General features: G+C 59.9%; 22 protein-coding genes and 3 pseudogenes. 19 read left to right on the top strand and 6 right to left on the bottom strand.

Translation table 11 applies throughout. The features are described 5' to 3' along the window. Nucleotides 1-226: 226 nt before the first annotated feature. Together B5495_RS07540 and B5495_RS07535 are read left to right on the top strand one after the other, a co-directional pair. Nucleotides 227-1,198: a GGDEF domain-containing protein gene (locus tag B5495_RS07540; protein ID WP_331712874.1), complete on the top strand. Its 972-nt coding sequence runs from the start codon at nt 227-229 to the stop codon at nt 1,196-1,198. 113 nt (nt 1,199-1,311) lie between these two features. Further along, on the top strand, nt 1,312-1,881 hold the full coding sequence (locus tag B5495_RS07535; protein ID WP_079552634.1) for a PAS domain-containing protein: 570 nt from the start codon (nt 1,312-1,314) through the stop codon (nt 1,879-1,881). Here the strand turns inward: B5495_RS07535 and B5495_RS14805 are convergent. Next, a pseudogene (locus tag B5495_RS14805) lies at nt 1,835-2,113 on the bottom strand (IS30 family transposase); the annotation flags it as partial. The gene B5495_RS07535 and the pseudogene B5495_RS14805 overlap by 47 nt on opposite strands. Nucleotides 2,114-2,153: 40 nt before the next feature. After that, a pseudogene (locus B5495_RS15120) lies at nt 2,154-2,270 on the bottom strand (helix-turn-helix domain-containing protein); the annotation flags it as partial. Nucleotides 2,271-2,326: 56 nt separating this feature from the next. On the opposite strand from B5495_RS15120, the pseudogene B5495_RS07525 reads away from it, so the two are divergent. After that, nucleotides 2,327-2,938: pseudogene (locus B5495_RS07525) on the top strand (glutathione S-transferase N-terminal domain-containing protein); the annotation flags it as partial. A gap of 10 nt (nt 2,939-2,948) precedes the next feature. Here the strand turns inward: B5495_RS07525 and nhaD are convergent. Continuing rightward, nucleotides 2,949-4,424 carry a sodium:proton antiporter NhaD gene (nhaD, locus tag B5495_RS07520; protein WP_079552629.1) on the bottom strand — a complete coding sequence of 492 codons (1,476 nt, stop codon included), beginning with the start codon at nt 4,422-4,424 and terminating at the stop codon, nt 2,949-2,951. Between the two features lie 403 nt (nt 4,425-4,827). On the opposite strand from nhaD, the gene fliD reads away from it, so the two are divergent. The 13 genes from fliD (at nt 4,828) to B5495_RS07455 (ending at nt 17,430) form a co-directional block, all read left to right on the top strand. Next, nucleotides 4,828-6,201: a flagellar filament capping protein FliD gene (fliD, locus tag B5495_RS07515; RefSeq protein ID WP_079552627.1), complete on the top strand. Its 1,374-nt coding sequence runs from the start codon at nt 4,828-4,830 to the stop codon at nt 6,199-6,201. Nucleotides 6,202-6,488: 287 nt separating this feature from the next. Then, nucleotides 6,489-6,755, top strand: a complete 267-nt coding sequence (rpsT, locus tag B5495_RS07510) for a 30S ribosomal protein S20 (RefSeq protein WP_079552625.1) — start codon at nt 6,489-6,491, stop codon at nt 6,753-6,755. A 103-nt stretch (nt 6,756-6,858) separates the two neighbouring features. Continuing rightward, entirely contained in the window at nt 6,859-8,436 is a 1,578-nt protein-coding gene (gene murJ / locus B5495_RS07505) for a murein biosynthesis integral membrane protein MurJ (RefSeq protein WP_079552623.1), read from the top strand. Between the two features lie 102 nt (nt 8,437-8,538). Beyond that, the gene (gene ribF / locus B5495_RS07500) at nt 8,539-9,591 is read left to right on the top strand and encodes a bifunctional riboflavin kinase/FAD synthetase (protein WP_079552621.1); all 1,053 of its coding nucleotides are present in this window, start codon (nt 8,539-8,541) and stop codon (nt 9,589-9,591) included. A 7-nt stretch (nt 9,592-9,598) separates the two neighbouring features. Then, nucleotides 9,599-12,430, top strand: coding sequence for an isoleucine--tRNA ligase (ileS, locus tag B5495_RS07495; protein WP_172824540.1), 2,832 nt, complete (start codon nt 9,599-9,601; stop codon nt 12,428-12,430). 34 nt (nt 12,431-12,464) lie between these two features. After that, nucleotides 12,465-12,956, top strand: coding sequence for a signal peptidase II (lspA, locus tag B5495_RS07490; protein ID WP_231897130.1), 492 nt, complete (start codon nt 12,465-12,467; stop codon nt 12,954-12,956). 40 nt (nt 12,957-12,996) lie between these two features. Next, a complete protein-coding gene (gene fkpB, locus B5495_RS07485) occupies nt 12,997-13,455 on the top strand; it encodes an FKBP-type peptidyl-prolyl cis-trans isomerase (protein WP_079552617.1) in 459 nt (152 codons plus the stop codon). 55 nt (nt 13,456-13,510) lie between these two features. Continuing rightward, nucleotides 13,511-14,524 carry a 4-hydroxy-3-methylbut-2-enyl diphosphate reductase gene (gene ispH, locus B5495_RS07480; RefSeq protein WP_172824539.1) on the top strand — a complete coding sequence of 338 codons (1,014 nt, stop codon included), beginning with the start codon at nt 13,511-13,513 and terminating at the stop codon, nt 14,522-14,524. Between the two features lie 77 nt (nt 14,525-14,601). Continuing rightward, complete coding sequence (locus tag B5495_RS15025) at nt 14,602-15,009, top strand: type IV pilin protein (RefSeq protein WP_269457121.1); 408 nt, start codon at nt 14,602-14,604, stop codon at nt 15,007-15,009. Next, nucleotides 15,010-15,582, top strand: a complete 573-nt coding sequence (locus tag B5495_RS07470; RefSeq protein ID WP_231897127.1) for a pilus assembly FimT family protein — start codon at nt 15,010-15,012, stop codon at nt 15,580-15,582. Further along, a complete protein-coding gene (locus tag B5495_RS07465; protein WP_079552612.1) occupies nt 15,579-15,989 on the top strand; it encodes a prepilin-type N-terminal cleavage/methylation domain-containing protein in 411 nt (136 codons plus the stop codon). The genes B5495_RS07470 and B5495_RS07465 overlap by 4 nt, the downstream gene beginning before the upstream one ends. 8 nt (nt 15,990-15,997) lie before the next feature. Further along, nucleotides 15,998-16,513 (top strand): PilW family protein, encoded by a 516-nt coding sequence (locus tag B5495_RS07460; RefSeq protein ID WP_079552610.1) that lies wholly within the window; start codon nt 15,998-16,000, stop codon nt 16,511-16,513. Beyond that, complete coding sequence (locus B5495_RS07455) at nt 16,513-17,430, top strand: pilus assembly PilX family protein (protein ID WP_079552608.1); 918 nt, start codon at nt 16,513-16,515, stop codon at nt 17,428-17,430. Before B5495_RS07460 ends, B5495_RS07455 begins: the two co-directional genes overlap by 1 nt. Here the strand turns inward: B5495_RS07455 and tnpC are convergent. The 3 genes from tnpC to tnpA form a co-directional block, all read right to left on the bottom strand. Beyond that, complete coding sequence (tnpC, locus tag B5495_RS07450; protein WP_079551892.1) at nt 17,389-18,930, bottom strand: IS66 family transposase; 1,542 nt, start codon at nt 18,928-18,930, stop codon at nt 17,389-17,391. The two genes, B5495_RS07455 and tnpC, sit on opposite strands and share 42 nt — an antisense overlap. 75 nt (nt 18,931-19,005) lie before the next feature. Then, nucleotides 19,006-19,341, bottom strand: a complete 336-nt coding sequence (gene tnpB / locus B5495_RS07445; RefSeq protein ID WP_172824506.1) for an IS66 family insertion sequence element accessory protein TnpB — start codon at nt 19,339-19,341, stop codon at nt 19,006-19,008. Continuing rightward, nucleotides 19,338-19,694: an IS66-like element accessory protein TnpA gene (tnpA, locus tag B5495_RS07440; protein ID WP_079550617.1), complete on the bottom strand. Its 357-nt coding sequence runs from the start codon at nt 19,692-19,694 to the stop codon at nt 19,338-19,340. Before tnpA ends, tnpB begins: the two co-directional genes overlap by 4 nt. Nucleotides 19,695-19,874: 180 nt before the next feature. Here tnpA and B5495_RS07435 point away from each other — a divergent pair, with 180 nt between their 5' ends. The 3 genes from B5495_RS07435 to B5495_RS07425 are packed head-to-tail and all read left to right on the top strand — an operon-like array spanning nt 19,875 to nt 22,711. Beyond that, entirely contained in the window at nt 19,875-20,369 is a 495-nt protein-coding gene (locus B5495_RS07435) for a DUF7305 domain-containing protein (RefSeq protein ID WP_154045239.1), read from the top strand. Between the two features lie 55 nt (nt 20,370-20,424). Beyond that, nucleotides 20,425-21,447 carry a tryptophan--tRNA ligase gene (locus tag B5495_RS07430; protein ID WP_079552605.1) on the top strand — a complete coding sequence of 341 codons (1,023 nt, stop codon included), beginning with the start codon at nt 20,425-20,427 and terminating at the stop codon, nt 21,445-21,447. A gap of 55 nt (nt 21,448-21,502) precedes the next feature. Then, nucleotides 21,503-22,711: a YeeE/YedE family protein gene (locus B5495_RS07425; protein ID WP_422822030.1), complete on the top strand. Its 1,209-nt coding sequence runs from the start codon at nt 21,503-21,505 to the stop codon at nt 22,709-22,711. Nucleotides 22,712-22,887: the final 176 nt, after the last annotated feature.

Below are 22,887 nucleotides of genomic sequence, written 5' to 3'. Positions count from 1 at the left end.
CCTCTCCCTTGCCTGCTGGTGGCGGATATTATCCCTGCTTTTTACACCGTGTCCGCTCACGCTGATCTTGACGTTCGCACCGCGCGCTGGCAAATCGCAGCATATCGCGCTGGTGATCATGATGTTACTGACGGCTGAAGCCCGAGCGCCGGCTGCACGCGTCACGGTGCTGTCATGCATGACGTGCAGGCTTTGGGCACAAGCACCCGCTGACACGGAGTCCTGTATGACGGCGCAAGAAGCTCATTGGCTCGAACGCTTTCAACGCCATTCAAGCCTGCGCTGTGTGGCCGTTGTCGCCGATGATCAGCCTATCGGCGTGCTGCGTCGCAGCAGCTTTCTGGCGTTGTTTACCAACCCGTTCAGCCACTCGCTTTATGCCCGAACGCAAGTGCTCGACGTGATGGATACGCACATGCTGGTGGCCAGAGCGGATACCCCGCTGGATGCGCTAAGCCAGAAGTTGACCGAACGTCATGATATCGAGCAGGAAGATTTCGTGATCGTGGAAAACGACGGCGCCTATCTGGGCATGGGCAGCATTATTGATTTGTTGCGCGAAATTACCGCGGTGCAGGTGCGTCAGGCACGCCACGCCAACCCGCTGACCGGGTTGCCCGGCAATATCCTGATTCAGGAAACGCTAGGCCAGTATCTGGCGCGGGACGAAGGCTTTGCCGCTGTCTACGTGGATCTGGACAGCTTCAAGGCGCTCAACGATGTGTACGGTTACGCACGCGGTGATCAGGTCATCGTGTCGCTGGCACGTCTGCTGCAGGCACAGGGCGAAAGCGCCGGCGGCTTCATTGGTCATATCGGTGGTGACGACTTCATGCTGCTGCTTCCTCTGGCGCACTGGGAGCAGGCGATACATCAGGTATTGCGCTGCTTTGAAAAAATTGCGCCGACCTTTTATGCCGAGGCCGACCGGCAACGGGGCGGGATTAAAACCGACAACCGTCAGGGTGAGGCGCTTTTTGTGCCTTTTGTCAGCCTCTCCGTCGCGGTCAAGCCGGTTGAGCCTGGCACCGGCTATCAGCCGCTGGATATTGCCTCCGAGCTTTCCGAGCTCAAACATCAGGCCAAGAAAATTCCCGGTAACAGCCTGTTCGTGGAGAGACGCGCCGCTGCGGACGTCCAGACGGCCATGCAGACCAGCAACCACGTAATTGACCTGCATCAACGCGTGGCTGAATAACAGGGCTAAAAAGACCTGGTCCTTATGTTTGACGCTTACACTCAACTACGGTTAGCTATCATCCCCTTACCAACCTGTTTCCAGGGTCTTGGCGCAACAGGAGAGCAACGGCGATGATGGAACCATCCCTGCATCAGGCATTCAGCAGCGGCGAAGCAGACGTGGGTAAGCGCTTCGAGCAATTTTATATTGCCGTGGAGCAAAGCCCCGTGGCGACGGCGATCACCGATGCAAGCGGCCATATCGAATTCGTCAATCAGTGTTTTCTGGATGTGACCGGCTACGACCGCGATGAGCTGCTGGGCCAGACGCCGGCGCTGATCCAGTCGGGCATGACGCCTGATGTCGTCTATGACGAGCTCTGGACGACGCTGCGCGAAGGCAAGGTGTGGCAGGGTGAGCTGTTGAATCGGCGCAAAAGCGGTGAGCTTTACTGGGAAGCGCAAACCATCACCCCGGTGAAAAATACCGCCGGTGAGATTGTCAGCTTCGTCACCGTCAAGGAAGATATTACCCGCCGCTGTGAACAGGAAAACGAGCTGCGCCTGATGTCGGTGGCCTTTGATACCGGCCAGGCCACGTTCATCACCGATACCGACATGATGATCCGCCGAGTCAATCACTTGGTCTCAAAGATCAAGCGCAACACTCCCTGGCGGTTTGATTTAGCTCTTCGGCCATGACTTCATTGGGTGTTTTGAAGTCGAGGGTCTTGCGAGGGCGATTGTTCATCAGCTCGGCGATGTCGTTGAACTGGGTCTGCGTTACGTGGCTCAGGTCGGTGCCTTTGGGCAGGAACTGGCGGAGCAGGCCGTTCGTGTTCTCGTTGCTGCCGCGCTGCCACGGGGCATGTGGATCGGCAAACCAGATGGTCATGTTCAGCCGGCGGGCGAGCTCCTCGTGACGAGCCATTTCGCTGGTCATCGTCGTGTCCACGGCATCGTTCCCGGCTGACGGTCGACGCACTTCGACCGATACGACGGGCAATCTCACGGACAGATTTACCGTCGTCATCAAGCAAACGGATCATGGCCCGCTCGGTCGCGTTCAGGTGCTGGTAATGTCGGCTCATGGACTCATCCTGGCAGGTTCATGCGGGACTGTGTTGCACTTGCAGGTTGAGTCTGCCAAACCCTGGCGCTTGACTACGAGCTGGTAGAGTACCAGCGCGATCCGGAGACCCAGCTGGCGCCCGAATCGCTCAGGCGCATCCAGTCGCTGGGCAAGTCGCCGGTGATTACCGACGGCGAACAAACGGTGGCCGAATCCGGCGCGATTATCGAGTACTTACTGGCGTGCTATGGCGAAGGGCGCTGCCAGCCCGGCGCCGGGGATACGCGAGGGTGGGTCGACTACCGCTACTGGTTGCACTACGCCGAAGGCTCGCTGATGCCGTTGCTGGTGATGCAGCTGGTATTCGGCCAGCTGCCCAAGCAGTCACCGTGGCTGATCAAACCCATTGCCCGGGGCATTCACAAAACCGTGAATCAGCGCTTTCTGGCGCCGCAGCTGGCCCGGCACATGGCGATGATCGAGGCGTATCTGGCTGAGCACGGCCAGTTTGCCTCGTCCTGGCCCAGCGGTGCGGATATTCAGATGAGCTTTCCGCTGCAGGCGCTCTCAATGACGCGCCCGCTGGACGACTATCCGGCCATTGCCGCGTTTATCCAGCGTATTGAGGCCGACGCCGCCTGGCAGCGCGTGGTCGAACGCGCCGGCCCGTTAAGCCTGCCTGGCTGACAGAAGGGCGCTAGGCTGCGGCAAAGGTACCGGCGTTCAGCCACAGGTGCACCAGAATGCTGGCGATGTAGCCGAGAGCAATAACCGGCATCCAGCGCAAATGCCCCATGAAGGTGTAGGCGCCTCGCGCCTGCCCCATGACGGCGACCCCCGCTGCCGATCCAATGGACAGCAGGCTGCCGCCCACGCCGGCGGTCAGCGTAATCAGCAGCCAGTGCCCCTGTGACATCTCCGGTTCCATGGTCAGTACCGCAAACATGACCGGAATGTTGTCCACCAGTGCCGATACCACACCGAGCGTAATATTCGCCCAGGTAGCGTCCCAGCCGCCGTAAAGCGCCTCTGACAGCAGCCCCAGGTAACCCATGAAGCCCAGCCCGCCGACGCACATCACCACGCCGTAGAAGAACAGCAGCGTATCCCACTCGGCGCGTGCCACGCGGCTGAAGACGTCGAAGGGCACAACGCTGCCCAGCTGGGCGAGTTTTTTGTCATCGCCCCGGCGGCTGTAGCGTTCGCGTTTGCGTTCCAGCGAGCGTGGCAGGCTGCGGCGCAGGTAGTAGCCAAAAAACTGCAGGTAGCCAAGCCCGGTCATCATGCCCAGCACCGGCGGCAAGTGCAGCAGCGTATGGCACAGCACCGCGGTAACAATGGTGAGTAAAAACAGCAGCACAATGCGCCGCGCGCCGCGCTTGAGCCAGACGTCTTCATGGACGCTTTCGGGTTTGGCGTCTTTAATGAACAGGCTCATGATCACCGCGGGTACCAGGAAGTTGACCAACGCGGGCAAAAACAGGACGAAAAACTGCTGAAACTCCACCAGCCCCGCCTGCCATACCATCAGTGTGGTGATATCGCCAAACGGGCTGAAGGCGCCGCCGGCGTTGGCGGCAATCACGATGTTGATGCAGGCCAGGTTGATAAAGCGCTTGTCGCCTTCGGCCACTTTGGTGACCACCGCGCACATCAACAGCGCGGTGGTCAGGTTGTCGGCAATGGGCGAGAGCACGAAGGCCAGCCCGCCGGTGAGCCAGAACAGCGTCTTGTAGTTGAACCCCTTGAGCAGCATCCATGAGCGCAGCTTGTCGAAGACGCGCCGCTCTTCCATGGCGTTGATGTAGGTCATCGCCACCAGCAAAAACAGCATCAGCTCGGTAAATTCCAGCAGCGTCATGCGAAATGCATGCTCCGAGGCCTCGGACATGCCGTTTTGTACGTAGACCCAGCCCACCAGCCCCCAGATAATGCCGGCGGCGATCAGCACCGGTTTGGATTTGCGCATGTGAATCTTTTCTTCGGCGATGACCAATACATACGCCAGCACGAAAATCGCCACGGCAAACAGGCCCACGCCCGTGCTGGTCAGATTGAGCTCGCCGGTCATTGCCCAGCCGGGCAGGCTGACAAGCAGCAGGGGCACAAGCAACAAAAAAGGCCAGCGGCGAAGGGATCGCGGCTGGCGCAGAGGCATGGGCAGCTGGTTCATGACGACGTTATTCCTTACGGCCGGACATCAATAGAAAGCATATTAGCGTGCTGTTAGGCTAACAGTTAGGCAGGCAAGAAAATATGTCAGAAAAGCGAACGATAGGCGGTAATAACCCTTTGATTGCGTGGTTTTTTAGCAAGTTATCCTTTATGGGTATGGTCATGCAAAGGGCTTTAGCGTATATCTGGGGGTTCGTCTCGATGTCGCCTGCGTATTGATGGTGGTTTGTTTCTTGTTTTTACATAACCTTTCATAAACATACTTAAAACGGGTCAAGTTAATCGTCAAGCGACCGAAATAATACGGTACAGAGAACGTCTTCATGGCGAATTCACGCGGCGCGACACGTCACAACGATTACTTCGCGGGGTCGCTGCCCTATGAAAGGATGGCTTGAATTATGGGTACGATTTCATCGTTAGGTATCGGCTCGGGGCTTGACCTTAACGGCCTGCTTGATCAGCTCAAGGATGCCGAGCGGGAAAAGCTGGCGCCGATTGAGCGCCAGATCAAGACCGAGGACACCAAGATCACGGCATTCGGCCAGCTGAAGGGGGCGCTTTCCAAGCTGCAGGACGCGGCGGAAACGCTTAACAGCGGCGATCTTTACTCCAGCCTTTCGGCCAGCACCAGCGGCGACTCTGTTGGCGCGGCGGCGGATAAAAACGCCATGCCCGGCGGCTATCAGATCAACGTGGAGACGCTGGCCACCCGCGGCACCCTGGCCTCGGGCAACAGCACCGGCGACCCGACCGACGAGGTCGCGGCAAGCGCCCAGGAGATGACGCTAAGTTTTGGTAGCGGCCCCGACAAGACCGTGGCCATTGAGGCGGGAAGCACCCTGGAAGACGTCCGCGATGCGATCAACGCCGATGAGGAATCCGGCGTTAACGCTTCCATCATCAACGACGGCACCGGCTACCGGCTGGCGTTAAGCTCCCGGGAAACCGGGGCGGATGCCTCAATCAGCGGCTTCTCATTCGATGGTGATGCGACCATTTCGGCCGATGACGCCCTCGTGGCAGATGGCGGCACGCTGCAGGCCGGCACCGATGCTTCACTGACGGTGAACGGTATCGGCATTACCAGCGCCAACAACCAGGTTGAAGACGCCATTCAGGGCGTCACGCTCAACCTCAAAGAAGAAGGCGAGAGCACCGTCACCGTCGAGCAGGACACCCTGGCCGTGCGCGAGGCCGTCACCGGTTTTGTCGATGCCTATAACGACCTTAAAGAAACCACCGGCAAGCTGACCTCGTTCAATGCGGAAACCGGCCAGGCCGGCGAGCTCAACGGTGACAGCACTGTGCGCATGGTGGAATCAAGCCTGCGCAACGTAGTGGGCGGTATGGGCAATGCCGGCAGCGACTTCTCGATGCTCAGCGACATCGGCATTTCGCTGGAGGTTGACGGTAGCCTGTCGGTGGATAGCGACAAGCTCGATGACGTGCTGTCCAGCGATCAGCAGGCGCTGTCCGACTTTTTTGCCGGCGTGGATGACAGCGACGGCTTTGCCGCGCGGCTGGAAGGCTCGGTGGGTCAGATGCTGAGCGATAACGGCTCGGTGAATGGGGCGATCAGCAGCGCTGAAAACCGCATCGATTCGTTGGGCCAGCGCTATGACCGCATGGAACAGTCCGTGGATCGCACCGTGGCGCGCTACCGCACGCAGTTCAGCCAGCTTGACGGCATGGTGGCGCAGATGAACCAGACAAGCTCCTACCTGACCCAGCAGTTCGATGCGCTTAGCCAGATGAGCAGCGGCAAGAACTAACGTCCGCCGGTACGCCTTGTAAGGTACGTCTGAACGAGGGCCCGCCGGAATGGCGGGCTTTTTTCATGTTCTGGCAGCGCTAGCCAGCCAGAAAAGTGCGTGCTAGAATACGCCACCTCTCAGACATACCCGTGTAAACAGGCGGCCAAGCGCCTTGCCTGTTACAGCTTTTGGCGAGACGAAGCGTCCGCCAACTATAGCGGAATTACGCAACGCCGCACACGCGGCGAACATCGAGTTAAACTGTTGTCGTTAAACGGCAACCCTATTCTCTAAGGAGATACCCTGTGGCGAACACCAAGCAAGCCCGCAAGCGCGCCCGTCAGGCCGAGCAACGTCGCGTCCTGAAATCCGGACAGCGCAGCATGGTGCGTACCTACGTTAAGCGCGTCATCAAAGCGATCGGCACCGGTGATCACACCAAGTCGATGGAAGCTTTCCAGGCGGCGCAGCCGGTCATCGACCGCATCGCCGACAAAGACGTGCTGTCCAAGAAAAAGGCCGCACGCCTGAAGAGCCGCTTGAACAAGCGCATTAAGGCACTGGCGGCGTAAGTCGGCAGACGCCTCAAAAAAACCGGCTGCGGCCGGTTTTTTTGTGTCCGGTAAACGGGTCAGTGACAATACCGCCAGACAGACCCAGCGTGGAAAACAAGCGATGAGCACAGACACATCGGCAAACGATACCGCACCGCCGGCGCGCAGAGGGCTTATGGGCTCGGGGCTGGTGGTCAGCGCTATGACCATGCTTTCACGGGTCATGGGGCTTGCGCGCGACGTGGTGATAGCGGCGCTGCTGGGCGCAGGCGGCGGGGCGGATGCGTTTTTTGTTGCCTTCAAGATTCCCAATTTTCTGCGCCGCCTGTTTGCCGAAGGGGCGTTTAATCAGGCCTTTGTGCCGGTGCTGTCGGAGTACTCCACCCAGCGCACCCGCCGTGAGGTCCGCGAGCTGTTGAACGCCACCGCCGGCAGCCTAAGCGCGATGCTAGCGCTGCTGACGGCGTTTGCCATGCTCGCCGCGCCGTGGCTGGTGTGGCTATTTGCGCCGGGCTTTGGCCGCGACCCCGAAAAACTCGCGCTAACCACGGATATGCTGCGGCTGACGTTCCCGTATTTGCTGCTGATTTCGCTGACGGCGTTTTCCGGCAGCGTATTAAACACCTATAGCCGTTTTGCCGTGCCGGCGTTTACCCCGGTGCTGCTGAACCTATCGCTGATTGGCGCCGCCCTTGTGTTAATGCCGCTGATGCAGGCGCCGGCCATGGCGTTAGCGTGGGGCGTGCTGATTGCGGGGGTCGCGCAGCTGGCGTTTCAGGTGCCGTTCTTGTGGCGGCTGGGGCTGTTGCCCGCGCCGTGGCCGAACTTTTCTCACCCCGGCGTCAAGCGTATTTTAAAGCTGATGGCGCCGGCGCTGTTTGGCGTCTCGGTATCGCAGATCAACCTGCTGCTGGATACCGTGCTGGCCTCACTGTTGACCGCCGGCAGCGTGTCGTGGCTGTACTATTCCGACCGCTTGGTGGAGCTGCCGCTGGGCGTATTCGGGGTGGCCATCGGCACGGTGATTCTGCCCGCGCTTTCCAGGCGTCATACCGAGCAGTCAAAAACGCATTTTTCGGCGATGCTCGACTGGGCGATCCGCCTGGTGTTGCTGTTGGGGCTGCCGGCGGCGTTGGCGCTTGTGGTACTCGCTGAGCCGCTTCTGATCACGCTGTTTCACTACGGCGCGATGACCGAGCAGGATATCCACATGGCGGCAATGAGCCTGCGGGCCTACGCCGTCGGGCTGCCGGCGTTCATGCTGATCAAAGTGCTGGCACCGGGCTTTTTTGCCCGCCAGGACACCAAAACGCCGGTCAAGGTGGGTATTGTCGCCATGGTGGCCAATATGGCGCTTAACCTGATGCTGATCTGGCCGCTGGCGCACGCGGGCTTGGCGCTGGCCACCGCGCTTTCGGCCTTTTTGAATGCCGGGCTGCTGGCCTGGCTGCTGCGTAAGCAGGGCGTGCTGACCTTTCAGCCCGGCTGGCGGCGTTTTGCCGTGCAGCTGGTTGGCGGTGGCGGGTTGATGGCCGCCGCGCTGTTTGCGCTGGCCCCCGGGGTGCAGGCATGGTTTGATTTCGGCCTGGCCCAGCGCGCGGCCTGGGTTGCTCTGCTGGTGGGGGTTGGTGCCGGCATTTACTTTGTCTGGCTGGCGCTTTTGGGGCTCAGGCCGCGGCATTTGACCATGCGCGGTTAGCGATAAACCAACCCGAGGCCGACATCACCGCGCGGGGTTGGTTATAATCGGTGGTTTTACGCGCCGAACGTGTATTCGGCGACAATCAACGGCTGGGGTGGCATGCGCGTCATACGAGGTTTGCACAATATACAGGCGTCTCACCGGGGTTGCGTGGCAACCATCGGTAATTTTGACGGCGTGCATCGTGGCCATCAGGCGATCTTGCAGCAGTGCCGCGAACACGCCGCACGCCTAGGGGTGCCACTGACTGTAGTGGTGTTCGAGCCCCAGCCGCGGGAGTTTTTTGCCGGTGAGCAAGCGCCGCCACGGCTAACCCGGCTGCGTGAAAAAGTCCGCCTGCTGCGGGGTCACGGCGTTGACCAAGTGCTCTGCCTGCCGTTTAACGACGCGCTGCGCAGCCTGACCGGCCGCGAATTTATCGATCAGGTACTGCTCGAAGGACTGGGCATCAAGCACTTGGTCGTCGGCGACGACTTCCGCTTTGGCTGCGATCGGCGCGGCGATTTTACCCTGCTGAAAACCGCCGGCCGCGAGAGCGGGTTTGGCGTTGAGCACACCCGCAGCTTTGACGTAGACGGCGAGCGCGTTTCCAGCACGCGGGTGCGCACGTTGCTGGCGAGCGGCAACTTTATCGGTACGGCGCGGCTTTTGGGGCGAGCGTATTCGCTTGACGGGCGCGTGGTGCGCGACCAGCAGCTGGGGCGCACCATCGGCGCCCCCACGGCCAATTTACCGCTGTTGTCGCAGCCGTTAACGCTGCGCGGCGTTTTTGCCGTGGTGGCCGAGCTTGAAAACGGCGCGCGCTACCCAGGCGTTGCCAACGTGGGCTTTCGCCCGACGGTCGGCGCCAAACGCCCCACCCTTGAGGTGCATCTGTTTGATTTTAGCGGCGACTTATACGGGCAGCGGATGACGGCGTACCCCTGCGCCAGGCTGCGCGGCGAGGTCAAGTTCGACGATTTTGCCGCACTGAAAGCCCAGATTGCCCGGGATCAAGCGTGCGCACGGCGTTACCTGACCGATGCCGCCATTGATGAGAACGACGCTTTACCGCTGGCCTCGGCCCCGCTTGGGCGTGAGGCGGCTTCTTCTGATTCTTCCTCTTTTGACTCTTCCTCGGCGGGTAATGCCGCTGATGCTAACGACGGCTGACCGGACTATGGATTATAAGCACACGCTAAACCTGCCTGAAACCGATTTTCCCATGCGCGGTATGTTGCCCAAGCGCGAGCCGGGGCGCGTGTCGCAGTGGCAGGATCTGGGTATTTACTCGCGCCTGCGCCAGTCGCGCGCGGGCCGGCCGCTGTTTGTGCTCCACGATGGCCCTCCCTACGCCAACGGCAGCATCCATATCGGTCACGCCGTCAACAAGATTCTCAAGGACATCATCGTCAAGTCGAAAAACCTGGCGGGCTTTGATGCACCCTACGTGCCGGGTTGGGACTGCCACGGCCTGCCCATTGAGCACAAGGTCGAAACCACCCACGGCAAGAATCTGGAGCCTGCCCATGCACGCGGCCTGTGCCGCGAATACGCCGGCGCGCAGATCGAAACCCAGCTGGCCGACTTTGTCCGCCTCGGCGTGATCGGCGACTGGGACAACCCCTATCGCTCCATGGATTACGCCAACGAAGCCGGCGAGATCCGCACGCTGGGCGAGATGGTCGAAACCGGCTACGTGTTCAAGGGCCTGAAGCCGGTCAACTGGTGCTTTGACTGCCGCTCGGCGCTGGCCGAAGCCGAAGTGGAATACGCTGACAAGAAATCCGACGCCATTGACGTCGCGTTTCCCGTGGAAGATGCCGATAAACTCGCCGCCGCGTTCGGTTTGAGCGAGCTTGGCAAACCCGCGGCAGTGGCCATCTGGACCACCACGCCCTGGACGATCCCCGCCAACCAGGCGCTCAACGTTCATCCCGACTTCACCTACGCGCTGGTCGATACCGGCAGCCGCTTGCTGCTGCTCGCCGAAGAGCTGGTGGAAAGCTGCCTGGCGCGTTTCGGTCTGCAGGGCGACGTGATCGCCACGGCGCAGGGCAAGGCGCTGGATCTGATCCGCTTTCGTCACCCGCTTTACGCGCGGCTGGCACCGATTTATCTGGCCGACTACGTCGAATGCGACGTGGGCAGCACCGGTATCGTGCACTCGGCGCCGTCCTACGGCATGGATGACTTTTTGACCTGCCGCGATCACGGCATGAGCTTTGACGACATGCTCAACCCGGTGCAGGGCAACGGCGTGTACGCCGATGACCTTGAGTTTTTCGGCGGGCAGATGATCTGGAAGGCCAATCCCAACATTGTCGAGAAGCTGCGCGAAGAAGACGCGCTGTTGGCGCACACGCCCATTACCCACAGCTACATGCACTGCTGGCGCCACAAAACGCCGGTGATCTACCGCGCCACGGCGCAGTGGTTTGTGGGCATGGACGTTGCCGGTAAAGACGGCAAAACGCTGCGCGAACGTGCGCTCGAAGGCGTTGATGCCACGGCGTTTACCCCGGGCTGGGGGCAGGCACGCCTGCACGCGATGATCGCCAATCGCCCGGACTGGTGCATTTCCCGCCAGCGTAACTGGGGCGTGCCGATCCCGCTGTTTCTGCACAAGCAAACCGGCGAGCTGCACCCGCGCACCGTGGGGCTGATCGAAGAAGCGGCCAAGCGCGTAGAGCAGGGCGGCATCGATGCCTGGTTTGCCCTTGAGCCGGCGGAGCTTTTGGGCGCTGAAGCCGACGACTACGAAAAGGTCACTGACACTCTCGACGTCTGGTTTGACTCCGGTACCACGCACCGCCACGTGCTGCGCGGCTCGCACCCTCACGGCCACGAAAGCGGCCCGCGGGCCGATCTGTACCTGGAAGGCTCGGACCAGCACCGCGGCTGGTTCCATTCGTCGCTGCTGACCGGCTGCGCCATCGATGGCCATCCGCCGTACCGCGAGCTGTTGACCCACGGCTTCACCGTGGATGCCAAGGGCCACAAGATGTCCAAGTCCACGGGCAACGTGGTCGCTCCGCAGCAGGTGATGGACAAGCTCGGCGCCGATATCCTGCGCCTGTGGGTCGCCTCCACCGACTACTCGGGCGAGATGGCCGTCTCGGATGAAATCCTCAAGCGCACCGCCGACGTTTACCGCCGTATTCGCAACACTTCGCGCTTCCTGCTTTCCAACCTTAACGGCTTTGATCCCAGCAAAGATGCCGTGGCGTTTGACGACATGCTGGCGCTCGACCGCTGGGTGGTAGACCGCGCCGCGCAGCTTCAGGCACGCATCGAAACGGCCTTCGACGAGTACCGTTTCCTCGATGTTTACCAGCAGGTGCACGGCTTCTGCGCCGGCGAGCTGGGCGGCTTCTACCTCGACGTGATCAAGGATCGCCAGTACACCACGCAAACCGATTCGCTGGCACGCCGCAGCGCGCAAACCGCGCTGTACCACGTGGTACAGGCGCTATCGCGCTGGATCGCGCCGATTCTGTCGTTCACCGCCGAAGAAATCTTCGAGCACATTCCCGGCGAGCGCGGCGACAGCGTGCTGCTGGAAGAGTATTACACCGGGCTTGAGACGCTTTCCGACGACGCCGACATGGGCCGCGCGTTCTGGGCGCAGCTTCTCGAGGTCAAAAACGCGGTCAACAAATGCCTGGAAGACGCGCGCAACGCCAAGGTCATCAAGGGTAGCCTTGCCGCCGAGGTCACGCTTTACGTCGACGACGCGCTCCACGCCACGCTTACCCGTCTGGGCGACGAACTGCGCTTTGTGATGCTCACCAGTGAAGTCACGCTCAAGCCGCTGGCGGAGGCTCACGAGGCCGAAGCCACCGAGCTTGAGGGGCTGAAAGTAGCAGTCAGTGTCAGCGCCAACGCCAAGTGCGAGCGCTGCTGGCACCACCGCCCGGACGTCGGCGCGCACGCCGAGCACGCCGACCTGTGCGGGCGCTGCATCAGCAACCTGCCCGAGGGCGAAGGCGAGACTCGTTACTATGCCTAAACACGCGGCGACACACGCAAAAGAACCGGCTCCCATGCAGCGCCCCATGCGCTGGCTGTGGCTGTCGCTCGCCGTATTGGCGCTGGATCTGGCCACCAAATACGCCGCCAGCAGCCTGCTGGGCTATGCTCAACCGGTAGAAGTGACGGCGTTTTTTAACCTGACGCTGTTGCACAACCCCGGCGCGGCGTTCAGTTTTCTGGCCAGCCATCCCGGCTGGCAACGCTGGCTGTTTGCCGCCATTGCCGTGGGCGCCTGCGTGGGGCTGAGCATCTGGCTGTGGCGCCTGAAAACCGATGAAAAGCGCCTCGCCGTGTCGCTGGCGCTGATTATCGGCGGGGCGCTGGGCAACCTGTTTGACCGCCTGGTACACGGCTACGTGGTGGACTTTCTCTCGTTCCACGCCGCCGGCTGGTACTATCCGGCGTTTAACGTGGCCGACATCGGCATTACGCTGGGGGCCATCGGCATGATCTGGGAGTCGATGGTGGGCGAGCGGCGACGCAAAAAAGCATCAACCGCCTGAGCCGTTTTACCCGGCGCATTCACTAAGCGAGGCATTGGCAATGAGTGACGATCTCCACGACTACGTGATCGATGAAGGCATGGAAATCACCCTGCACTTCACGCTGAAGCTGGAAGACGCCACGGTGGTGGATTCCACCAAAGACAAGGAACCGGCGACGTTCGTGTTTGGCGACGGCAATCTTCCTCCGGGATTCGAGCATCCGCTGAAGGGGCTTGGCGCCGGCGCCCACGACAGCTTTGCGATCCCGCCCGAGCACGCTTTCGGTCAGCACAATGAGCAAAACATCCAGACCCTCAAGCGCGAGGATTTCGGGGACGAAACGCCCGAGCCCGGTTTGATGCTGTCGTTTGCCGACAAAGCGGGAACCGAGCTGCCCGGCGTGGTCAAAGAGGTAGACGGTGAGCGCGTTGAGGTTGACTTCAACCACCCGCTGGCCGGGCGCACCTTGACCTTCGAGGTGGAAGTCATCAACGTGAAGCCCGCGACCACTCACTAGAGCATCAACCAGCACCGATGAACTATTCATGATGAACTATCATCAAGGCGGCACCATGCAAACTGATTCCGTGCAGATACATCCTGCACAGACCGGCGCTGCAGAGACGCAGCCGGTGGCCATCAAACTGGCCAATCCGCGCGGCTTTTGTGCCGGCGTGGATCGTGCGATTGATATCGTCAACCGGGCGCTGGACGTGTTTGGCCCGCCCATTTATGTCCGTCACGAAGTGGTACACAACCGCTTTGTGGTGGAAACCCTGCGCGAGCGCGGCGCGGTATTTGTCGAAGAGCTCGACGAAATCCCCGACGACGTCATCGTGATTTTCTCCGCCCACGGCGTATCACGCGCGGTGCAGCAGGACGCCGAGCGCCGCGGGTTGAAAGTGTTTGACGCCACCTGCCCGCTGGTCACCAAGGTGCACATGGAAGTGCTGCGCTACGCTAAGCGCGGCCACGAATGCATTTTGATCGGCCACCACGGCCACCCCGAGGTCGAAGGCACCATGGGGCGCTACGATACCTCACACGGCGGCCGCATTTATCTGGTGGAAGACGAAGCGGACGTGGCAAAGCTTGAGGTCAATAATCCGGGAAAACTGGCCTTTGTCACCCAGACCACGCTGTCCATGGACGATACCGCCAAGGTGATCGACGCGCTGCGCGAGCGCTTCCCCGAGATTCAGGGGCCACGCAAGAACGACATCTGCTATGCCACGCAAAACCGTCAGGACGCGGTGCGCGAACTTGCCACCGGCAGCGGCCTGGTACTGGTTGTGGGCAGCCCCAACAGCTCCAACTCCAACCGCCTGCGCGAGCTTTCCGAGCGCATGGGCACGCCGGCCTACCTGATCGACAACGCCGAACAGATCGACGCCAGCTGGCTTGACGGCGTCACGCAAATTGGCGTGACCGCCGGTGCCAGCGCCCCCGAGGTGCTGGTCAAAGGCGTTATCGAGCGCCTGCAACATCTCGGCGCCAGCCTTCCCGAAGAGCTGGCCGGGCGCGAAGAAGACATTACCTTCTCCATGCCGCGCGAGCTGCGCGAAGACGTGATTGCCAAGGGTTGATTGGCACGGGCGGATGTAATGCGTAACGGTTTGCGACATACTGAAAACGTATGAGTCGACCGCAAGGAGCATCCGCCGTGCCTTACCGTTCCGCCTTTTCCCGCGCTGGCCGTCTGCCCGACCGCCAGCGCGGCTTTACGTTGATCGAACTGCTGGTCGTGCTGGCGATAATCGGCATTCTGGCCACCATCGCCTATCCCGCCTATACCCAATACGTCGAGCGCGCCGTACTCAGCGACGGCAAGGCCGGCTTGCTGAAGGCCGGTGGCGCCATGGAGCGCTGCTATACCAAAACGTACAGCTATGACGGCTGTAAAGCGGCAGAGGGCAAGTCTCCCCAAGAGAATTACACGATCAAGCCGAGCGACGACGTCAAAAAAGACGGTGGCTACACGCTAATTGCCACGACCAACCGTGGCGATGGCTGTAATAGTGATCTGACGCTTAATGCCAAGGGTGAAAAAACACCCCAAGAGTGCTGGTAAATGCGGCGGATGCGCGGTTTTACCCTCATCGAACTCTTGGTAACGCTGGCCATCGCGGCGATGCTTGCGGTATTCGCCGTACCGGCATGGTCGACCTTCTGGGAACGCCAGCAGGCCAATGCTGACGTTAATACGGTCACCTCAGCGCTAACGCTGGCGCGCAGCGAGGCCATCAAGCAAAGCCGCGATGTGCGCATCGATTTTTTGCCTCCGGTTGTTGATGCTTCCGGCCGCCACCCAGAAGGTTGCCGCGATGATGAAACCCTGGAGCAAAATGACGACAAAGAGCGCTACACCTATCCGGCGTGGTGCTATCGGGTCGTTGAACCAGGTGTCGGCGCTGATGCAGAACCGCTGCGTATCGGCCAACTGAATCACCTAAGTAAGCCGGACAAAAAGTTTTCGCTTACCTTCGAGCCGCTGGGCACAGCGGACATTGATGACTGCCTCAACGGGGGTTCGGGCGTTTGCCAGCTGGCGTTTATGCCGGACGACCTTGAACACAATAGCGACGACTATCCAGTAACTCTGTTCATCAACATAACGGGCAGTATCCGCAGGGAGGCACCATGAAGCGCCAGCACGGCTTTACCCTGATTGAAGCGCTGGTGGCGCTGGCCATCCTCTCGTTCGGGCTGATGGGCATCGCCGCCATGCAGCTTAATGCCCTGAATAGCGCCAGCCGCGGCTACCAGCACTCGGTTGCCACCCTTGCCGCCGTGGATGCTCAGGAACGGCTCTGGGAAGCACTTGCGGATGCCAATAACTGCACATCCGATGAGCTGAAGCTTGCCGGTATGCAGACAGATTGGAAAAAGCACTGGGAACGCGATACGCCTTCCAACCCCTTGCGCAATGCCACGCTGGATATCACGGGAAACAGCTGCACCTACACGATTACGGTGACGCTGGATAACGTCGAAAACGAAGACGGCTACGGTGCCGTGACCTATACCGTCCGCCTGCCGGAAAACACGTGAGGTACGCCATGATATCCGCATCCCGGCAGGCCGGTTTTACCCTGATAGAGCTGATGGTGGCGCTATTGGTGGGCAGCCTTGTGGTGCTGGGTGCCGGTTCTTTATTCCTGACCACGCTGCAGACGTTTCAAACCGTTGGTGAGCTAAGCCGCAAGCAGGAAACGGTGATCTTTGCGGCCCATACGCTGAGTGCCGGTATTCGGCAGAGCAAGGACGATGGCGAGGGCATGCCTTATACGCTCCAGTGCCAGATAAATAAGGACAAGGACGATCAGTGTGAATGCACATTGCAAGACATTGATAAAAATCAGCCGCTGGTCACGTTTCCCCGGTCGTTTGATGGAAATTGGTCAGAAGACGACTGTGAGGAGAATGACCTGCTTGATGATAAGGGGAATGTGGTCGAAATCTCTTTACCGCTGGAAAAGAACGGCGAAGCTATCATATTCCGGGTAGCCAAGCGCCAGTCGATTGTGGACAAGTACTTTGCTAATGGCGGTGCGTCGCCGGAGGAAAGCCAGTAATGGGTCAGGCAATGAAACAACAGCGGGGCGCGGCGCTGGTTATCGTGCTGGCGCTTCTAACCGGCGCCCTGGTAGTGGGTATTTCCGGTATGCAAAGCTCGCTGATCGACGAGCGCTTGGCGGGGAATTATCGCGCCTCTGCCCAGGCACAGATGAATGCCGAGATTGCCGCGGCAAGTGTCTTGGATCGCAGAAGCATCAAAAAAGATAGATTCAATGATGCTGGCAAGAAAGTAACTTTAAGTATCTTACAAGCGATGGATTGGGATGAGCTTGACAAGAATTATTCAGCCAATCTGAAGAAGCTTAATTATGGCTGTGAGCGCAATGGGCAGCCTGAATGCGTCTATATCTCGTTAATACTATCCGAGGGTGGCCACTATGTGGTAACAAAAGGCGTCGCTGGTGGGCGCGAGCGCGGAAGGGCAGAAAGCACGACTATTTTATTGAAATATGATGACCCGAGTGATGACGTCGTGACCCCCTTTGGTTCAGCCGTGACATCGTGTCAGAACATTACGCTCAGCGGTAGTGCAACAATAACCGGTGGTGTGGTAGCAGGAAACGATGTCATCGTTAGTGGTAATCCTGCGCCACCCGATAGCCTGGCCGCTGGAGGAGAGTTTGTTTTTCCTGATTGGTGGGGTAATCAAAATCAGGAAGCAATTAAGGACTATCAGGATAGTGAGGACGGTTATAAGTTTGTAGAAAAGTGCGACGGCATAGGTGTTTTAGAAAAAGGAGATAAGGATCAGTCTTATTTTGATGCCAAAGCGTCTGAGCTGGACGTAGCGGGGGCAGCAGAGTGGCTGCAAAAACGGGGCCTGGATCATTACTATAAGCAAACAGGGAAAACATTTGTAAGCGTCCGGCCATCACGCCTTGCTAATGACCGTCGGTTTCCAGTTGTGCGGTAGCAACTCATCAATGGCGTTGTTCTTCTGCGTCGGCAGCCTCGTCAACACGTCTTTTAGATAGGCATACGGGTCGTGCCCATTGAGCTTGGCGGACTGGATTAGCGTCATCACCGCCGCCGCACGCTGGCCACTTCTCAGTGAGCCCGCGAACAGCCAGTTGGAACGCCCCAGTGCCCACGGGCGTATCTGGTTTTCCACCCGGTTATTATCGATAGGCACCGCGCCATCATCGAGATAGCGCGTCAGCGCTTTCCAGCGTTTGAGACTGTAATCCAACGCCCTGGCGGTGCCGGAACCATCCGGCACTTTCTGTCGTTGAGCCAGCATCCATTGATGCAGCGCATCGGCAATGGGCCGGGCCTTTTTATCTCTGATGGACTGCCGTTTATCCGGGGGCAGGTCTTTGGCTTCCCGCTCGATCTGGTACAGCTGACCGATGTATTCGAGCGCTTGTGCCGCAAGGGTGCTCTTATGGGTCTGGTGAAGGTCGTAGAACTTGCGGCGGGCATGAGCCATGCAGCCGATTTCGGTGATGCCGTTACCGAAGCCGGCCTTGTAACCTGAATAATCGTCGCAGACCAGCTTGCCTTGCCAGTCGCCCAGGAAGGTACGAGCGTGCGCACCGGCGCGGCTGGGGGCGAACGCGTAAATCACCGCGTTGAGATCTGAAAACGGTGTCGTGCAGTACGCCCAGACGTAGGCGCGATGGGTTTTCTTCTTGCCCGGGGCCAGCATGCTGACCGGTGTTTCGTCGGCGTGCAGGACATTGCGTTGCAGAAGGATGTCTCTCAGTGCATCCACCAACGGCTGCAACTGGACCCCGCCGTTGCCTACCCACGCTGCCAGGGTGGAACGCGGGATGGTAAGACCGGCGCGACCGAAGATACGTTCCTGACGATACAGCGGCAAATGATCCGAGTATTTGGCGACCAGCACTTGAGCCAGCAACCCGGCAGTCGGAATGCCTTTGTCGATGACCTGGGCCGGTGCCGGCGCCTGGATTAGGGTGTCGCACTGTTTACAGGCCCATTTACCCCGAATATGGCGCTCGACCGTGAACTCGCCAGGGACGTAATCCAGCTTTTCACTGATGTCTTCCCCCACACGCTTGAGCTGGCAGCCGCAGCGGCACTGGGTGTTCTCAGGCTCGTGGTGGATCAAGGTGCGGGGCAGCTCGGGCGGCAGTGGCGCCCGCCTGGGCTGTTTTTTAGGTGGGGCCGGTGCGTCATCGGCGGTTAGCTGTGCCAGTTCAGCTTCGATGGCGGCAAGGTCGCCGTCGACCAGCTCATCCAGCAGGCTGCCCTGAGCCGCGTCCCGTTGTTCGCTGCGTTGGGCATACTGGTGGCGCTTGAGAATGGCCACTTCGTGAGTCAGTTTTTCGATAACCGCATCGCGGTGAACGAGCGTCCGATCTTTATGCTCCACGCGATCGAACAGCGCCGCTGCGAGTGCGCGGAGCTGGTCGGGGGAGAGATGGTCAAGATCGGGACGTTGTGACATGGTGAGCAGTATGCCAAGCCACGGCCACCGTGGCGATGCGCCCTTCTGATCATGGTCAGAAGGCTCGACGTGTGGTTACAGCACCGAGATAACGCCGGCGGCACCCAGGCGCTGCCAGGGAAGCCCCTGAACCAGAGCGGCCAGCTGCTCATCGGTCAAACGCAGTTGATCACCGCGCCAGGATTCGCCCCAGTGGAACTTGCCACGATTCAGGCGGCGGGCACAGAGCCAGACGCCCAGACCATCGTGGATCAGCACCTTCATCCGATTGCCGCGTTTATTGGCGAACAGGTAAGCACAGTGTGGCCTGGCCGAGCCGAACACTTGCACCACACGCGCTAACGCCGTGTCTGGTCCAGCGCGCATGTCTAATGGCTCTGTGGCCAGCCAGATTTCATCGATGCGGATCATTGCAGCAGGTTCCGTAGAAGCGCCACGCACTGATGCGCCTGGTCGGCTGGCCATTCCACCACAACCGGGCCGCCGGCCCGGGGGATTTCGATACGGATGGTGCCCGGTTTTTCTACGACCGGGGGCGTCGCCGCCGGTGCATTGATAGGCACAAACGCGGGCGACAGGTTTTTACCTGTTTGCTTCGCCTCGCTGATCCAGCGCCGAAGCAAGTTGGCGTTGAGGTCATTATCCAAAGCAACACGGGCAACAGACGTTCCAGGCTGTTGGCTTTCAGCCACCCGTTGGGCCTTGAATTCTGGGGTGTATTGCCGGCGCTTGCGGTAAGGTCGGAGTGCTCTTGTGTCGCTCATGATTAGTGTCCACCAAGGAATAAGTGGACACTATCTTGCCGGCTGCGGCACCAGGCTCAAGATGGGATTACCAGACGCTTACAAACATTTACTCTCACTGGTGGAAGTGGAAATAAGGATGCATCGACCTCTTATTTAGGCGAGCCTGGCAGCGAAACTTCATTACGAGTCGATAGAGATTTGCAATCCGCGGGACGCTTGCAACGCTTGGTGGTAGATGGAACGGTTAATCTTTTTGTTGAGGGTGATTTTGACTTGGGGGGTAACACTTCGCTCGAAATCTCCAAGGGCGCCATGTTGAATTTGTACGTCAGCGGTAAGGTGAGGCTGTCCGCAGGCAGCGAACTGGCGCTGGGTGCTGAGGATTTTATGCGCCAAGACAGTAATGGCCTGATAAGACCTGCGGTGAGTATTTATAGCGCCTATCAGCAAGCCGGTAATGGCGTGACTATTGGCGGATCCAACGATACTTACGCTGCGATTTATGCACCAGGATCGGATGTGGTTATTAGCGGAAGCGGCGCCCTGTATGGTGGGCTGCGTGCTCAGAACGTCGTGATCTCCGGTGCGGGAAGCCTGGAACATGTGCCGGAGCTTGCCGATTACGAAGTGAGTGCTGATGGAAAGGCAGGCAATGTGCTCAGCTTTGCTAATGAGTGGATAGAAACGCGGTAGTTAAGTGCCCCTATTCTGTATAAAATATTGTGAATTTATCCCAAGAGTTCTCTTAATGTCGACATCACCTAACACTCGCGTGCTGACCGGTATCACTACCACCGGTACGCCGCACCTTGGCAACTACGTTGGCGCAATCAAGCCTGCCATCGAGGCAAGCCAGGACCCCAACGTGCAGTCGTTCTACTTTCTCGCCGACTACCACGCGTTGATCAAGTGCCAGGACCCCAAACGCGTTCAGCAGTCGCGGCTGGAAATCGCCGCGACCTGGCTGGCGCTGGGGCTGGATACCGACAACGCGATTTTTTACCGTCAGTCCGACATTCTCGAGATACCCGAACTGGCGTGGATGCTGTCCTGCGTCTGTTCCAAGGGGCTGATGAACCGTGCCCACGCCTACAAGGCCTCGGTGGCCGAGAACGAGCAGGCCGGCAATCAGGACGCTGACAAGGGCATCACCATGGGGCTGTTTGGCTACCCGGTGCTGATGGCCGCGGACATCCTGATGTTCAACGCCAACCGCGTGCCGGTGGGCCGCGACCAGATCCAGCATATCGAGATGGCGCGCGATATCGCCGGGCGCTTCAACCACCTGTACAAGGGCGAGTATTTTACTCTGCCCGAGGCGGCGGTGGATGAAAAAGTCGAGGTGCTCGGCGGCCTTGACGGGCGCAAGATGTCGAAAAGCTATAACAACACCATTCCGCTGTTTGTGCCCGAGAAAAAGCTGCAGAAGCTGGTGCGCAAGATCAAGACCAACTCGCTGGAACCGGGCGAACCCAAGGACCCGGACAGCTGCACGCTTTACCAGATTTATTCCGCCTTTGCCGGCGCGGATGACACCGCTGCCATGCGCGAACGCTATGCCGAGGGCATTGGCTGGGGGGATGCCAAAAACGCGGTGTTCGAGCATCTCAACGCCCACCTGAGCGAGCCTCGCGAGCGCTATAACGCGCTGATGGAAGATCCTGGCCATATCGAAACGGTGCTCCAGCAAGGCGCCGAACGTGCCCGCGAAGAAGCTGCCGTGACCATGGATAAACTGCGCTCAGCCATCGGGCTTGGCCGCTTTGTGTGAGAGATAGCGTGTGAAACATAGCGTGTGAGAGGTGAACCTGATGAGTGAAACGTCGATGGATGAGCCGCAAGCGCCTGCGGCACGTTATCGCATCGCCGCGCTGGCGATTACCGCGATTGTCTTGGGCGGCGTGCTGGTCGGTGCGCTGTTTGCTGCCAATACCGGCCTGCTGCTGATCGTTGGCGGGCTGTTTGGCGTGGTGCTTTACCACGCGGCTTTTGGCTTTACCTCGGCGTGGCGCGTGTTTATTACCCAGCGGCGCGGCCGCGGGCTGCGCGCGCAGATGCTGATGCTCGCCGTGGCCGTGGTGCTGTTTTTCCCCGCACTAAGCGCCGGCACCTTGAATGGCGTGGCGGTTCAAGGCTTTGTCGCGCCGCTGGGACTCTCGGTCATTGTGGGCGCGTTCTTATTCGGGTTGGGCATGCAGCTGGGTGGCGGCTGTGCCTCGGGCACGCTGTTTACCGCCGGCGGCGGTAATGCGCGAATGGTGATCACGCTGGCGTTTTTCATCGTCGGCTCGGTTATCGGCACTGCGCATTTCAGCTTCTGGCAAAGCCTGCCGGCGTTCCGCCCGGTGTCGCTGGTGCAAGTGGCAGGTGCCGGCGGCGGCATGGCGATTAGTCTGGTGCTTTTCGCCGTGATCACTGCGGCCACCGTGGTGATGGAAAAGCGCCGCCACGGTGAGCTTGAGCATGTCGCGGCGGCGCCTCGCCAGGGTCTGGCACGGCTGGCGGCCGGCCCCTGGCCGCTGCTGGCGGGGGCGCTGGCACTGGCGCTGTTGAATTTCACCACGCTGGCGTTGGCCGGCCGCCCCTGGGGCATTACCTCGGCGTTTGCGCTGTGGGGCGCCAAGGGCTTTTCGCTGCTGGGCGGCGATGCCAGCCAGTGGGGCTACTGGCAGTCGCCCGGCAACGCCGCAGCGCTGAATGCCAACGTGTGGGGCGACATTACCACGGTGATGAATGTCGGCATCATGCTTGGCGCGCTGGCGGCAGCCAGCCTTGCCGGGCGCTTTGCGCCGAACTTCCGTATTCCGCTACGCTCAGTGGCGGCGGCTGTCATCGGCGGGTTGCTGCTGGGTTACGGTGCGCGGCTGGCGTTTGGCTGCAATATCGGCGCCTACTTCAGCGGTATTGCCTCGGGCAGCCTGCACGGCTGGCTGTGGTTGGTGGCCGCGTTTGCCGGCAATATGCTCGGCGTGAAACTGCGCCCGGCGTTTTTCATTGGCGAAGCTGCGCGCCAGCCCGTCGCCAAAACCTGTTAAGCATATTTCACGCAGCGTCAACCATACGTTATGCCAACATTGGATCACACCGGCTTTTATGCCGGTGTCGTGTTACATTACCCGCGTTTCTTCTTAGACTAATTGACTGCTGCTACGGCGGCAGCGCCACGCGTTCAACGCGGTGCCGATTGAGCTGTAGGCCGATTTAACGGTAG

This window comes from Vreelandella subglaciescola (assembly GCF_900142895.1).
Classification (GTDB): domain Bacteria; phylum Pseudomonadota; class Gammaproteobacteria; order Pseudomonadales; family Halomonadaceae; genus Vreelandella; species Vreelandella subglaciescola.
The sequence above is the reverse complement of the archived record's forward strand: the minus strand, read 5'-3'. Positions and strand labels throughout refer to the sequence as shown.